Annotated in this window: 9 protein-coding genes and 3 pseudogenes; 11 read left to right on the top strand and 1 reads right to left on the bottom strand. The window is 57.3% G+C overall.

What is annotated here, in order from left to right; all coding sequences use genetic code 11:
• Positions 1 to 80 precede the first annotated feature (80 nt).
• The 6 genes and pseudogenes from KQH60_RS09415 (at position 81) to KQH60_RS09390 (ending at position 3,328) form a co-directional block, all read left to right on the top strand.
• On the top strand, positions 81 to 323 hold the full coding sequence (locus KQH60_RS09415; protein ID WP_237576219.1) for an H-NS family nucleoid-associated regulatory protein: 243 nt from the start codon (positions 81 to 83) through the stop codon (positions 321 to 323).
• On the top strand, positions 320 to 1,201 hold the full coding sequence (locus KQH60_RS09410) for an alpha/beta fold hydrolase (protein WP_237576218.1): 882 nt from the start codon (positions 320 to 322) through the stop codon (positions 1,199 to 1,201). Before KQH60_RS09415 ends, KQH60_RS09410 begins: the two co-directional genes overlap by 4 nt.
• 38 nt (positions 1,202 to 1,239) lie before the next feature.
• Positions 1,240 to 1,605, top strand: a pseudogene (locus tag KQH60_RS09405) (aldolase/citrate lyase family protein); the annotation flags it as partial.
• 104 nt (positions 1,606 to 1,709) lie between these two features.
• The gene (locus tag KQH60_RS09400) at positions 1,710 to 1,940 is read left to right on the top strand and encodes a hypothetical protein (RefSeq protein WP_237576217.1); all 231 of its coding nucleotides are present in this window, start codon (positions 1,710 to 1,712) and stop codon (positions 1,938 to 1,940) included.
• A gap of 137 nt (positions 1,941 to 2,077) precedes the next feature.
• On the top strand, positions 2,078 to 2,419 hold the full coding sequence (locus KQH60_RS09395) for a hypothetical protein (RefSeq protein ID WP_237576216.1): 342 nt from the start codon (positions 2,078 to 2,080) through the stop codon (positions 2,417 to 2,419).
• Between the two features lie 84 nt (positions 2,420 to 2,503).
• Positions 2,504 to 3,328 carry an arylamine N-acetyltransferase gene (locus KQH60_RS09390; protein WP_237576215.1) on the top strand — a complete coding sequence of 275 codons (825 nt, stop codon included), beginning with the start codon at positions 2,504 to 2,506 and terminating at the stop codon, positions 3,326 to 3,328.
• Between the two features lie 399 nt (positions 3,329 to 3,727).
• Here the strand turns inward: KQH60_RS09390 and KQH60_RS09385 are convergent, their stop codons facing one another.
• The gene (locus KQH60_RS09385) at positions 3,728 to 4,891 is read right to left on the bottom strand and encodes a glycosyl hydrolase (protein ID WP_237576214.1); all 1,164 of its coding nucleotides are present in this window, start codon (positions 4,889 to 4,891) and stop codon (positions 3,728 to 3,730) included.
• 256 nt (positions 4,892 to 5,147) lie between these two features.
• Between KQH60_RS09385 and KQH60_RS09380 the strand changes: the two are divergent.
• The 5 genes and pseudogenes from KQH60_RS09380 to KQH60_RS09365 all read left to right on the top strand — a co-directional run.
• Positions 5,148 to 5,426, top strand: a pseudogene (locus KQH60_RS09380) (IS5/IS1182 family transposase); the annotation flags it as partial.
• 568 nt (positions 5,427 to 5,994) lie between these two features.
• Positions 5,995 to 6,354 (top strand): hypothetical protein, encoded by a 360-nt coding sequence (locus tag KQH60_RS09375; RefSeq protein ID WP_237576213.1) that lies wholly within the window; start codon positions 5,995 to 5,997, stop codon positions 6,352 to 6,354.
• A 28-nt stretch (positions 6,355 to 6,382) separates the two neighbouring features.
• On the top strand, positions 6,383 to 6,697 hold the full coding sequence (locus KQH60_RS09370; protein ID WP_237576212.1) for a transposase: 315 nt from the start codon (positions 6,383 to 6,385) through the stop codon (positions 6,695 to 6,697).
• A 372-nt stretch (positions 6,698 to 7,069) separates the two neighbouring features.
• Positions 7,070 to 7,657, top strand: a pseudogene (locus tag KQH60_RS15055) (formyltransferase family protein); the annotation flags it as partial.
• Between the two features lie 636 nt (positions 7,658 to 8,293).
• On the top strand, positions 8,294 to 14,630 hold a 6,337-nt coding region (locus KQH60_RS09365), incomplete at its 3' end, for an amino acid adenylation domain-containing protein (protein ID WP_368669340.1).

The raw sequence follows: 14,630 nt of genomic DNA, 5'->3' as shown, positions 1-14,630 counted from the left end.
GGTGGAAGGACCTCCTCTGTGCCGCCGGCGTGTTCTCGCCGGCTCGCCGTGCAGTTTGCGCGACATAATGACTTCCCCCTATGGACGAACAGAAGAGACAGCGAATTATTGCGTATATTCACCACCGGATGGACGAATACGGCATTTCCATTGAGCATCTGGCCAAAGTACTTGCTGAAGAGGAAAAGAAAATAAAGCCGATATTGTTTCGTGATGCGTATGGCAACGCATGGGATGGTGAAGGAGACATGCCCGATTGGCTCAAGCGCGCGGTGCATGCCGGACAGTCGACTGAGCACTTCATGGTCAAGCCGGAGCAATGACCGGCATGTCCCCGGTGCCGCGCGCGATGCCGTATGCGCAGACTATCACGCTGGCTAACGGAGCAAGCGTTGCTTTCGCGCAGGCGGGCAGTGGCGAGCCGATCTTGCTGGTGCACGGTTCGCTGTGCGACTACCGGTATTGGGAGCCGCAGCTCGCGCCGCTGGCCTCGACGCATCGCGTGCTATCACTCAGCCTCGGACACTATTTTCCGACGCGCGAGTTGAATCGCGCGCTGCCGTTTAGTTGGAACGCGCATGTGCAGCAGATCGCCGCGTTCATCGACGAGGTCGTGTGCGAGCCGGCGCATGTGGTCGCGCATTCCCGTGGCGCCTACCTTGCGTTTCATCTTGCCCGCTGCTTTCCCGACCGGTTGCTCAGCGTGACGTTGGCCGACCCGGGCGGTGCCGTTCAAGGCAGCGATGCGCCAGGCGCGCAGGCGGCGGGTAAGGTCAACACGCTGCGTGCCCGCGCCGTGGCGCTGATCGAGCAGGGCGAGGTGGACGCTGGCTTGGCGTTGTTTGTCGACTCGGTCAGCCGTCCAGGGTCCTGGGCGCACAGCCCGTACGGGTTCAAGGCAATGGCGCGCGACAACGCACATACGCTGCAGCCGCAAATCGCGGAGCGGATGCCGGCCTTTGCCGCGCACGAGGCTGGCGCAATCATGGTGCCGGTCCTACTCGTCGGCGGGGAGAAAAGCCCTTCGATCTTTCACCGAAACATCGAATGGCTGCACCAGCACATCGATGGCGCCTGTCAAATGACGATTACCGGCGCCTCGCACGGAATGAACCTGGCGCACCCCCGCGCATTCAATCGCGCGGTACTGGACTTTGTCGATGCGCATGGCCGGACACGGTCGTCCGGAAAAGGCATATAATTAATATGGTAAGTTTATTGCCTTGACCGGTCGCTCCGATGGAACTCCCTGTCAATCCATTCAAACGTGCGTTGGCCGAGGGCCATGTGCAGATCAACCTGGGGGTCGGATGGCGCATGCTTATGCGGCCGAGGTTGTGGCCGGCGCTGGCTTCGACTGGCTGCTGCTCGACGGCGAACACGCGCCGAACACGGTATCCGCCGATACTGGGGCAACGTCAAGCCGTGGCGCCGTACGCGTCGCATTCGATCGTCAGGGTGGCGTGGAACGATACGGTGTTGATCAAGCAGATCCTAGATATTGGTGCACAGACCGTGCTGTTACCGAGGGTGCAGGATGCGCAGGCGGCGCGCCGTGCCGTGGCGGCAATCCGCTATCCGCCGCGCGGTGTGCGCGGCGGCCAGTGAATTGCCGACGCGGTTGAACACGCCGGGTGTCCTGGTCATCGACAGCGCGAGCGCGTGCTTGCCGACGTGTCTCGCGATGTCGAGTGCGTCAATGTTGATTTTTGCACGAAGCCGCGAGCCTGCGTTTCGTCTGCGACAGTGAGCTTGTAGCTGCTCTTGCCCGTTACGCGCGTGCCGAGCACCAGGCGATCATTGTCGTCGGGGTCACCAAGCCGGGCCCGGTGCGTCAGCGCGCGCACCCCATCCTGTGCCGTGTGTCGTCGTACGAAGTGCAACTGAAGGTCGAGTTTCTCCAGTGCTTGCAGCCGTGCGATTGGCTGGCCGGCTGTTAACGATATCTGCTGTGCGAAAACGGGTGGCCGGCTGCGCGCAGCGATTCGTTCGCGCCGACGCAACAGTCCGCTGTGTAATGGGCTGTGGGCACCGGTCGTGCTACTGTTGGGCGGAACGGGCTTAACTGGGAGAGTGGATGACCAAGCCTTTTGTTTCGATGTTTTTTGCGGTCGCTTTGAGCGGCTGCATGCTGTTGCAGCATAACCCTGACGCCGGCGAACCCGAGAAGGTTGCCTCCACCGGGCGCAGCACGCAGGACGTGATCGCGTGCATGACCGATGCAGCGAACCGGCATGATGTGTCATTTCGCGCATCGCCGATTCCCCAAGGCCAAATGTTGGATTTCGGCGACTCTAACATCGTGAAGATCCGTACCGACGACGATGGCAGCACGAGCTTCCGGTTCTACCCAGGCAAGCGTCATCCGGGCAACCTGTGGATCGAGGGCGCAGCGTGGCAGTGCGCGGATACGCCATGACGATCCGTTGCAACGTGGCGGGGACCTGTTGGCATTGCCGCGCGAGCGCAGGCTCGTGTGCGCGTCGCAAGAGGGCGCACGGCGATGGCTGAACGTGTCGATCTTGCCGCCTATTTCGAGCGTATTGGCTATGCCGGGGCGGCCCAGCCGACGCTGCAGGTGCTGAATGGGCTGCACGCGCTCCATCCGTGCGCGATTCCGTTCGAGAATCTCGATCCGTTGCGCGGCGAGCATGTACGGCTGGACTTGGACCAGATTCAGCAAAAACTCGTGACCGGCGGCCGAGGCGGCTACTGCTTCGAGCACAACACGCTATTTGCCGCGGTGCTCACCGAACTAGGCTTTGAGGTGACGCCGATGCTCGCGCGCGTCTTATGGATGCGTGACGGTGTCGATGTAACGGCCAAGTCCCATATGTTGTTGCATATCGCGCTACCCGAAGGGCCGTTCATCGCCGATGTCGGCTTTGGTGCGATCACGCTGACGGCGCCATTGCGGCTGGATGCGGGCGTTGTTCAGCCGACGCCATTTGAGCCGGCTCGACTCATCGGGCAGCCTGAATTGCAACAGGGCTACGATCTCGAAGTCGCGCTGGGTTCGCGTTGGCAGAAGGTCTATCGGTTTGAGTCGCGGACCACGTATCGGATCGACCATGAGATGGCCAATTGGTACACCTGTGCTCATCCCGATTCCCATTTTATTCACGAACTGAGCGTGTGCCGCATCGTTGGCGACGCGCGTGCCGCGCTGCGTAACGATCGGTTCACGTTGCGCCGGCGTGACGGCAGCGATCAACGGCGGCGACTGGCCAGTGCCGCCGAATTGGCAGATTGCTTGACTGGCACGTTCGGCATCAATATTGGCGGCATGGATATCGATGCGTTGTTCGAGAAAATACGTGAGCCGTGATCGGCGCGGGCACGGTGCTCGGGCACGGCGCTGGTTACGCGCTCGCCGTCACCTTGATGGAGCGACAAGCCTTTGCAACAACCTGTCCAAGTTCAGGGCTACCGTGAGAATGGCGTTGCCCCGTCATGGGTTGAATTGATGCCCATGGCGTTCGACCATCAAGATGTAAGGAGCCCGGTAACCCGTTGAGCTTTATGCTGGCTGCACATGGCAAGACCGTGCGAACTGCTCGCGGAAGACTCACACTGGCGTTTATCCAGCAGAATCACGATACATTAACCGGCCTTTGTCAACTGGGCAAAGCCGACATGGTCATGCGGTGTCCACTACCTTAATCCATTTTGCCCTGATCGTCGAAGGCCTCCGTAGTGTGAGCACGTCCTAGTGCGTAAGCGCGCTCTACGGCATCGCGTGCGTCGCAATGAACCGCTTAATTACATCATAGCGATGCTTGCGGACGACACCGTCGTCGGCCAGCAAACCGTAGTTTCCATCGCCACCGTACGCCTCGTCGTCAAGCAATTCATACAACGTAACGTTCTGAATATTGTACTTCTTGGCATACTGGACTAAACCGCCGAGCGCGTTGGGCCCAACCAGGTAGGCTGCCGATGCTTGTTCGCTCGCGCCCGGTCGGACACCCAGTTCGGTGATCCAGATTGGCTTGCGGTACGTGTCGTGCAAGTGCCTGAGCACGTTGACGCCCCGCGCGGCGGTGATGTCTCCCATGTCCGAATACCAATGCCATGCGGTGATGTCCCACTTCGGGATTCGGTGCCCTCGGGAGCCGTCGGGTTGTGTGCCGGTGTACAGCATGTCCAGGAAACCGAAGTGTAGCCACCCTAGCGGGCACATCATGATCGTGGCGGATGGGTTTGCGCTCTTTATCCCGTCAATCATTCCGAGAATCGAGCCACGCGCCTTCTGAAAAGAGGCATTGTCATAGTCGTCCGGATTGTTGCCATGTCCGCGGCGAATGCTGACATTCTCATACTCGTTACCCACCTGGTAATACTGGACGACGCCCTTAAGCGTCGTAGCGACCATCGCCCCCAGTTTTAACCCGTCGCGGTAGGCTGCGTCCTCGTTGGCGTAGGAATTCAGGTCGGCCGTTAGCGCCGCGAAGACACCGATGCATTGTTTCTTTGCCAGTTTAGCGATTCGAAAGACCTTTTGCGTGCTGGCGTAATCGAAAACATCGTGTCCGTACATCGTCATACCCAGTTCTTTGATATGACCGAGTTGCTGTTCGTCACTCATTTTGTCGTACACGCCCCCTTGCCCGACGTGACCGCCAATGCCGTAGAAGATCCCCTTGGTGCCCTGGCCGCATGGGATCGTTGGTAGCGCAGTGGGGATCGGCGTGTCCGTTGATCCACTCGATTTCCCGGTGGGTCCGGCCACGGCCGACGGGATGGCTGCTACTGCCATGTCGCCCGCCTTCGAAACAGGCAGGTGAGATGCGACGTCCCCGTCGGTCTGATCGCTGAAGGCCGTTTGTAGTGCCGCGCCGGCCAGCGTCACAATCGCGATCCCCGCAAACGAGTATGAATAACGTCGCATTCGATGCCCTTCGGTACGTGCATCGGACATGCTACTGTGCGCGGACTTCGGACCGATGTGCGCGAAACCACAAAATGCATCGCATGAGACGTATCGCGCAGCTCAGCTGCTAGCAAACGCGTGTAAAGCGGTTACCACCGGCACGACTACGGTCAAACCCACCGCACAATGGGCATAAGCGCCCACGGCCTGAGCTTCGGCCGACGCCCTATAGCAAGGCTGAAGCGGGCAGTGGTGACTTATCGCGACACAACCTTTGTGACGTGGCATCACGCGAGGCCTGCGGGCAATGATCCGGCGGTACAGCGTAATCGAGCCGATCATCGGCCATATGAAAGCAGACGGCAAGCTCGATCGGAACGGGCTTAATGGGGCATTGGGCGATGCCATCTCAACGGGATACTGGGCGATCCCATTCATGCGGTGCTGTGCCGGCCACAACCTGCATATGATTTCCAGGAAACTGCAGCTTTTTTACACGCTGATCCTTCCTGCTCTGCTCAATCGCGATGCTCACATGGTGTCGGCGGTATAACACCCTCGCAGAAAAGCGAATTTTTTAAGAGTCGACTCTGTAGAATTTACTGAAATTTACGTAGCCATACGAAGGTGACAACAATTATTACCGAATAGCTTTCATTCTCCTTGACATGTTTTCGTCCATCAAATAATTTTCAGTTTTTGTCGAATGTAATAGGACGCAAATCATGAAAGGGGGTAGGGCCTGAATTTGCATTGGCTTGGCGAGACACGCTGTTGGCAGCCAGTCAAAGCGATCGCCTAAGGCGAGGCGATTCAGCTTGATATGTAAGCGGTGCTGGATGGATTCGCATATCCGAAGTCAAATCATTTCTTAAGCTCAATTTTTGGAGAGCAACGCATATTGGCTGGTGCTGCTTTTCTTACCTTTCATCCGCTCTTTCGGCACAAACGGAAATCTGGCTTACACAGCAGTTTCATCCAGGTAGCCCGATTATTGATCCGCAATGATTGATTTCGAAATTGGGAAGTCTACTCCTGTGTGAAGTAGATGGAAAAACGAGACATGAGATCGCTGCCTCGTGAGGTACGTGAAAAACGGCGCCGGTAGATGATCGGGCTCGGTGAGCGTGGTTGAACTCATGAGGAAATCGCCGTTCATACTGGACTTATCCCGCACGGGCGGGTTTGACATTTGCAAACGCTATGCGCGAGAAGGCATGGTGGCGCTGTGTGATAAACCAAGTGGATGTTCGGTAAATCGAGTTCGTGCCTTGAATGAGCAGCAGGAAGTGGAAATTCCCGTACTGTTAGACGAGCAGATGTCGGACCAGACGAAGATATTGTTCACGCTGTGGAACCAGCCCGCTATGTGGGGCCTGATCCGGCAGTGGTCCGGTTTGATGCTGACATTGCAGGGCGTTGGCCTGTATCTGAAACGCTGGGGCTTCACGTCGCAAAGTCGATCAAGCGGGTCTCTATGAGCAGCGGCCGCAAGCAGTACATACATGGTTGAACGAGACCTACGTTGAAATGGCGCGCCGGTCAAAAGCCGAACGCGCGCAAATCCAGTGGGGTGAGGAGACGGGTTTGCGTCCTGACGATGTACGCGCTCGCTCCTATGTGTCTATCGGTAAGACGCCTGCGCGAAGGTTTGTCGGGGATCTCGAGCGTGACGAACCAAGGCCCGATGTGCTCGAGGGTGCGATGAACGCCAAGATTCTGATCGACTTTCTGAAACGGTTGATTAAAGACATGCGCAGCAAGGAGGTATTGATGAGCCTGGACAACCTGAAAGTTCACCACGCTAAGCTGATCAAAACTTAGCTGGCCGAGTACGTCGATGAAAGCGTGGTGTTCTATCAGCCCTCGTACAGCCCCGAGCTGAATCGTGATGAAATGCTCAACGCCAACCTGAAGGCTCGTATCACCCGGCAGGCTCCGGTGCGAACCAACGGACATCTTAAGAAAGCTGCGATCAGTCATGTACGCCGTCTTAAGGCATCGCCACAACGAGTCGCTCGCTATTTCATGCATAAAACAATATGCTACGCAGACTGACTCAAGTTCACTTGTTTATGGTCAGTAAATACTGAACCAATGTATCTATGCGGACGGTGATAGTTGAGTCCGCAGAAACAATATAAGTGAACCTGGATATAAAGCGTATCAATATATTTTATTAAATGTGGAGTTGGTATGAAAGATAAAATGGTTAAACTCGGAATTCCTATTAAAAATAACGCAGTTTGTCATTCTACACCCAACTCTACGGCCGATTCGCAATCGTCTCAACGTAGACCAGCGCGATCCCGTTCATGCGCAATCGTAGGCGGTAGCACATTAGCAGTCTACTGTTCCCAACAACTCGTTGCTGAAGGACATGTTATCCGTGTGGTGCTGGCCACCGATACTGTGCTGAAAACATGGGCTATCCATGAAGGTATTCATTGTGTCGACACGGTTGATGCATTGAATACTTATATTGGACAGTGTGCTGTGGATTGGCTATTTTCCGTTGACAATCCATTCATACTGCCAGCATCGCTGATTGAAAAAATCCGTGAAGACGCATTTAATTATCACGATGCGCCGTTGCCCCGTTATGCTGGTAACTTTGCCACCTCATGGGCATTGCTAGCCCATGAATCGAATTATGCGATTACTTGGCACCGCCTTGCCACTACAGTGGACGCTGGGCATATCGCAGTACAACGTCCTGTTGCAATTGAGGCAGGTGAGACCGCGCTAACGTTGAATTTGAAATGTTATCAAGCGGCGCGGGAAGGTTTCCTTGAGCTTTTGTCGGGGCTTGGACAAGGTTCATTGATAACTTACCCCCAGGATCTGACTGAGCGTAGCTTTTATGCTAAATACCGTCGTCCTCGTGCTGGCGCTTATTTATGCTGGTCTAATTCAGCTCAGGATTTATCTGCACTGGCCCGCGCACTGGAATTTGGCGAACTTTATCCTAATCCATTAGCTTGTCCCAAACTTTTGCTTCAGCAAGGTACGGTGCAGGTGACCCAGGTCAAGCGTCTGGATCAATGCTCAGGCGTTGCTGCTGGTACGGTGATGAGTATCGAGCCCAACGCGTGGCGAGTCGCGACGAGCAGTGAAGATGTATTAATTAGTGGATTTGCCACCCTTGAGGGTGAGCCGTTATCTGCGCAAATATTAGCAGCACAGTCAAAGCTTTATCCAGGAGCGAGACTGCCTGAACTCAATCAAGAGCAAGCTGCTGCTATTACAGCGATTCATGAGAAGCTGGCTTCCAGTGAATATTTTTGGCAAGAGCGCTTAACGCGCCTACAGACTCTGCAACTGCCTTTTGAGCAATGCAAGCACGATACTGAGCCTCAATGGGCCGCAAGTGCATGGTGTCCGCCATTGCGAGAAAGATGCGAGTTGGATCAGCCAGTGATGGCGTTACTCACTGTATTCGCGATCTATCTGGCTCGCCTGACGGAGCAAAACCAATTCAAAATTGGCTGGGGTATCAGTGAAGACGAGGACGCATTGCAAACCTTGGCTTGCTTGGCGCCCGTTGTACCGATGGACATCACGGTGGATTTGGAGCAGCCTTTTGCAAAAATACTTGCAAATGTTGAGACAGAATACGAACGTCTCAAACAGCATCACACATTCGTACGTGATTTGATTGCACGCTATCCTGCGCTGCGTAGTGTGCCAGCGCTACGGACAACGCATCCTTGGCAAGTAGCCGTGTCGGTTTTATCCGATAAAACGCATGCGGATGGCTTCTCCTGTACTGAGGCTGTTGGGTCATTATTGACACTTCAGACGGATACCCATGGGGCATTTCGCTGGCTCTACGATGCCACGCGCTTGGATGCAGACCAAGTCCAGCGCATGAGCGAACATTTACGTGAGTTAAGCCTTGCCTCATTCAGTTTAGATGGCGCCGAGATGCCGTCTAAAAGATTAAATTTATTGCCGGCTATCGAGCGCACGGTGCTACTTCAGACGTGGAACGCGACAGAACAAGTCTATCCGTCACACCTGTGCATTCACCAATTGTTCGAAGCGCAGGTGGAGCGTACGCCGGATGCGACGGCCTTGGTGTATGAGGGCCAAACACTGAGCTACGCGGAACTGAATGCCCGGGCCAACCGTCTGGCACATCAGCTCATCGAATTGGGCGTCAAGCCCGATACACGAGTGGCATTGTATGCGCGGCGCGATCCGCAAATGCTAGTTGGCATCCTTGCCACGCTTAAGGCTGGCGGCGCGTATGTGCCACTGGATCCCACTTATCCGCCAGAGCGCTTAGCGTATATGGTGACGGATAGCATGCCCACCGTATTGCTCAGCATTGGTACACCGCATGCGGCAGTGATGCAAAGCTTGAAAGCGGGGGTACCGGTACTGGATTTGCAGGCTGACGTAGCGCAATGGGCGCATCAAAGCGCGGACAATCCGAACGCGGACGAATTGTCGCTGGATGCGCAAAATTTGGCGTATGTGATCTATACGTCAGGTTCCACTGGCCGTCCCAAAGGCGTGATGGTTCAACACCAGGCAGTGGTGAACCTGGTGACAGCGATCGCGCGCGAGCTGGGTATGACAGCGCAAGACCGGATGTTGCAATTTGCGCCGCTGTCTTTTGATACGTCGGTCGAAGAAATCTTGACGCCTTTGACACGCGGGGCGGCAGTGGTGTTGCGCACGGATGCCTGGTTGGCTGGAGCCGAACAATTCTGGTCGCTTTGTGACGCTCATCATGTCAGCGTGGTGGACTTGCCGGTGCAGTTCTGGACACAGTTGGCGCAAGAAGCGGCGCCCGTGGCAAACAGTGTACGCGCGATTCTCATTGGGGGAGATGCGTTGAGCGCAACAGCGCGTGATGCTTGGTTTGCCAGAGACGGTCATCGACCGCGTTTGTTGAACGTTTATGGTCCGACCGAGACGACGGTGACGGCGACCGTGCATGAGGTGACGGATCACGAAAGTAGCTGGCGCACGATCGGTCGGCCCATTGACAATACCCGGCTGTATATCCTGGATACGCACAGCCAGCCGGTGCCGCTGGGTGCGGTGGGCGAGTTGTATATCGGCGGAGCGGGTGTCGCGCGTGGCTACCTGAACCGCCCGGAGCTCACGGCCGAGCGCTTCGTGCGCGATCCGTTCGCAAACGAGCCTAATGCGCGGATGTACAAGACAGGGGACCTGGTGCGCTACTTGCCTGATGGCAAACTGGAGTTCCTGGGCCGCAACGACCATCAAGTCAAGATCCGGGGCTTTCGCATTGAGTTGGGCGAGATTGAAGCGTATTTGGCCCAGCATGCGCAGGTGCACGAGGCGGTGGTGCTGGCCACCGGCGAAGGCCAGAATAAACGCCTGGTGGCGTACGTGGTGGCGCAGGCCGATGATCAGTTAGCCAATACGCTGCGCATGCATATGGCGGCGGGGTTGCCCGAGTACATGGTGCCCAGCGCGTTTGTGCGACTCGATGCGTTTCCGCTCACACCGAACGGCAAGCTGGATCGGCGTGCGTTGCCGGCGCCCAGCGCCGAGGCGTTTGCGCATCAAGCGTATGAGGCACCGCAAGGCGAACTTGAAACCACACTGGCTGCGATCTGGTCGGAGCTGCTGGGTGTGGAGAAGATCAGCCGTCACGACAGCTTCTTTGCTTTGGGCGGGCATTCGCTACTGGCCGTGCAATTGATCGAGCGGCTACGCCGACGCGGCTTAGGGATCTCTGTGCGATCGCTGTTCGATATGCCGGTGCTCAGCACGCTGGCTCAGTCGCTGGGTCAGCATCAGGAAGTGGTGGTGCCAGCGAATCGCATCACGCTTGAGACGAGTCAGCTGACCCCGGACCTGTTGCCGTTGATCGAGCTGACCCAAGCTGAGATCGATCGCATTGTCGAGCAGGTGCCGGGTGGGGTCGCCAATATCCAGGACATCTATGCGCTCTCACCGTTGCAGGATGGCATCCTGTTCCATCATCTGCTGGCCAGCGAGGGCGATCCGTATTTGCTGAACATGCAGTTGGCTTTTGACACGCGCGAACGGCTCGATCAGTATTTGGATGCAGTTCAGCAGGTCGTCAATCGTCACGATATTCTGCGCACTGCGTTTGTTTGGGAAGGCTTGTCCAAACCTGCGCAGGTGGTCTGGCGCCACGCGCGGCTGCCGGTGACCGAATTGACGTTCGATCCGGCTGACGGTCCGATCGCCGAGCAGTTGGCGCAGCGCTTTGATTCCTGCCACTACCGATTGGATTTAACTCAGGCGCCACTCTTGCACTTTGCCATTGCGCAGGACACCGATGGCCGTTGGCTGCTTGTCCAGCTGCTGCACCATCTGATCGGCGATCACTCGGCGCTGGAGGTGATGCATACCGAGGTGCGGGCGTTTATCGAAGGGCGAGGCGACACGTTGCCGGCGGCGCAGCCGTTTCGTCAACTGGTGGCACAGGCACGTCTGGGTGTGAGCCAAGCATTACACGAACGCTTTTTTACTGACATGCTTGCCGAGGTTGATGAGCCGACGCTGCCGTTTGCGCTCACGGAGGTGCATCGTGACGGCGCGCAGGCGAGCGAAGCGCACCGGATGTTACCGCAAGCGCTGAATGATCGGCTTCGGGATCAAGCCAAGCGGCTGGGTGTGAGCCTGGCGAGCCTGTGCCACTTGGCGTGGGCGCAGGTGCTTGCGCGCGCGAGCGGCCAACCACGCGTGGTATTTGGCACAGTGCTGTTCGGCCGGATGCAAGCGGGGGAGGGCGCTGATAGTGCGATGGGGCTGTTTATCAATACGCTGCCACTGCGCGTGGATTTAAACGGCAGTGTTCAGGCGTGTGTGCGGGACACGCACGCGCGGCTCGCGGCGCTGCTGGAACACGAGCATGCGTCATTGGCGCTGGCGCAGCGCTGCAGTGGGGTGCCGGCGGGCACGCCGCTGTTTAGTGCGCTGCTCAATTACCGGCACAATGCAATGGACTCGGACGAGCACGGCATTTTGCCAGGTGTCAAGTTGCTGAGTGTGGAGGAACGTGACAACTATCCGATCGGGTTGTCGATCGAAGATGATGGACAAGCACTGGGGCTGACTGCGAAGATCGTTGAGCCACTGAATTCTGACCGCGTATGTGGCTATATGCAGCAGGCGTTGCACAGTCTGGCTGACGCGCTCGAAGAGAGGCCTGATCGACCGGTGCAGCAATTGGAAGTGTTGCCACGCGAAGAGTACGAGTTGCTGCTTCAGACGTGGAACGCGACAGAACAAGTCTATCCGTCACACCAGTGCATTCACCAATTGTTCGAAGCGCAGGTGGAGCGTACGCCGGATGCGACGGCCTTGGTGTATGAGGGCCAAACACTGAGCTACGCGGAACTGAATGCCCGGGCCAACCGTCTGGCACACCAGCTCATCGAATTGGGCGTCAAGCCCGATACACGAGTGGCATTGTATGCGCAGCGCGATCCGCAAATGTTGGTTGGCATCCTCGCCACGCTTAAGGCTGGCGGCGCGTATGTGCCACTGGATCCCACTTATCCGCCAGAGCGCTTGGCGTATATGGTGACGGATAGCATGCCCACCGTATTGCTCAGCATTGGTACACCGCATGCGGCAGTGATGCAAAGCTTGAAAGCGGGGGTACCGGTACTGGATTTGCAGACTGACATAGCGCAATGGGCGCATCAAAGCGCGGGCAATCCGAACGCGGACGAATTGTCGCTGGATGCGCAAAATTTGGCGTATGTGATCTACACGTCAGGTTCCACTGGCCGTCCCAAAGGGGTGATGGTTCAACACCAGGCAGTGGTGAACCTGGTGACAGCGATCGCGCGCGAGCTTGACATGACTGCGCAAGATCGGATGTTGCAATTTGCGTCGCTGTCTTTTGATACGTCGGTCGAGGAAATCTTGACGCCTCTGACACGCGGAGCGGCAGTGGTGTTGCGCACGGATACCTGGTTGGCTGGAGCCGAACAATTTTGGTCGCTTTGTGACGCTCATCATGTCAGCGTGGTGGACTTGCCGGTGCAGTTCTGGACACAGTTGGCGCAAGAAGCGGCGCCCGTGGCAAACAGTGTACGCGCGATTCTCATTGGGGGCGATGCGTTGAGCGCGACAGCGCGTGATGCCTGGTTTGCCAGAGACGGTCATCGACCGCGTTTGTTGAACGTTTATGGCCCGACCGAGACGACGGTGACGGCGACCGTGCATGAGGTGACGGATCACGAAAGGAGCTGGCGCACGATCGGTCGGCCCATTGACAATACCCGGCTCTATATCCTGGATACGCACAGCCAGCCGGTGCCGCTGGGTGCGGTGGGCGAGTTGTATATCGGCGGAGCGGGTGTCGCACGTGGCTACCTGAACCGCCCGGAGCTCACGGCCGAGCGCTTCGTGCGTGACCCGTTCTCGAGCGAAGCCGATGCTCGGATGTACAGGACAGGGGACCTGGTGCGCTACTTGTCTGATGGCAAACTGGAGTTCCTGGGCCGCAATGACCATCAAGTCAAAATCCGGGGCTTTCGCATTGAGTTGGGCGAGATTGAAGCGTGCTTGGCCCAGCACGCGCAGGTGCACGAGGCGGTGGTGCTAGCCACCGGCGAAGGCCAGAATAAACGTCTGGTGGCGTACGTGGTGGCGCAGGCCGATGAGCAGTTGGTCAATACGTTGCGCACACATGTGGCGTCAGCGTTGCCCGAGTATATGGTGCCCAGTGCGTTCGTGCGGCTCGATGCGTTTCCGCTCACACCGAACGGCAAGCTGGATCGGCGTGCGTTGCCGGCGCCTAGCGCCGAGGCGTTTGCGCATCAAGCGTATGAAGCGCCGCAAGGCGAACTTGAGACCACACTGGCCGCGATCTGGTCGGAGCTGCTGGGTGTGGAGAAGATCAGCCGTCACGACAGCTTCTTTGCTTTGGGCGGGCATTCGCTACTGGCCGTGCAATTGATCGAGCGGCTACGCCGACGCGGCTTAGGGATCTCTGTGCGATCGCTGTTCGATATGCCGGTGCTCAGCACGCTGGCTCAGTCGCTGGGTCAGCATCAGGAAGTGGTGGTGCCAGCGAATCGCATCACGCTTGAGACGAGTCAGTTGACCCCGGACCTGTTGCCGTTGATCGAGCTGACCCAAGCTGAGATTGATCGCATTGTCGAGCAGGTGCCGGGTGGGGTCGCCAATATCCAGGACATCTATGCGCTATCACCGTCGCAGGACGGCATCTTGTTCCATCATCTGCTAGTCACGGACGGAGATCCGTATCTGCTAGTCGCACAATGGGCTTTTGACACGCGCGAACGGCTCGATCAGTATTTGGATGCAGTTCAGCAGGTCGTCAATCGTCACGATATTTTGCGCACTGCGGTTGTTTGGGAGGGCTTGTCCACGCCTGCGCAGGTGGTTTGGCGACATGCACCCCTATCGGTCACTGAGCTTATGCTGGATGCTGCCGACGGTCCGATCGCCGAGCAGTTGGCGCAGCGCTTTGATCCCCGCCACTACCGATTGGATTTAACTCAGGCACCACTCTTGCACTTTGCCATTGCGCAGGACACCGACGGCCGTTGGCTGCTCGTCGAGCTACTGCATCATCTGATTGGCGATCACTCCACTGACGAGATGATGCATACCGAGGTGCAGACATTTCTCATGGGCCAGGGCAAGATGCTGCCTGCTGCGCAACCGTTCCGCAACTTCGTTGCGCACGTAAGATTGAGCGCCAATCAAGCATCCCACGAACGTTTCTTTACTGACATGCTCGCGGACGTGTCGGAGCCGA

The organism is Mycetohabitans sp. B8, from assembly GCF_021991875.1.
Taxonomy (GTDB): domain Bacteria; phylum Pseudomonadota; class Gammaproteobacteria; order Burkholderiales; family Burkholderiaceae; genus Mycetohabitans.
This window is presented reverse-complemented; position numbering and strand designations above follow the sequence as displayed.

Bases quoted from the DNA above. Each gene is read 5' to 3' on its own strand.
- KQH60_RS09415 (WP_237576219.1), top strand. From the start codon at position 81: ATGGACGAACAGAAGAGACAGCGAATTATTGCGTATATTCACCACCGG.
- KQH60_RS09410 (WP_237576218.1), top strand. From the start codon at position 320: ATGACCGGCATGTCCCCGGTGCCGCGCGCGATGCCGTATGCGCAGACT.
- KQH60_RS09395 (WP_237576216.1), top strand. From the start codon at position 2,078: ATGACCAAGCCTTTTGTTTCGATGTTTTTTGCGGTCGCTTTGAGCGGC.
- KQH60_RS09390 (WP_237576215.1), top strand. From the start codon at position 2,504: ATGGCTGAACGTGTCGATCTTGCCGCCTATTTCGAGCGTATTGGCTAT.
- KQH60_RS09385 (WP_237576214.1), bottom strand. From the start codon at position 4,891: ATGCGACGTTATTCATACTCGTTTGCGGGGATCGCGATTGTGACGCTG.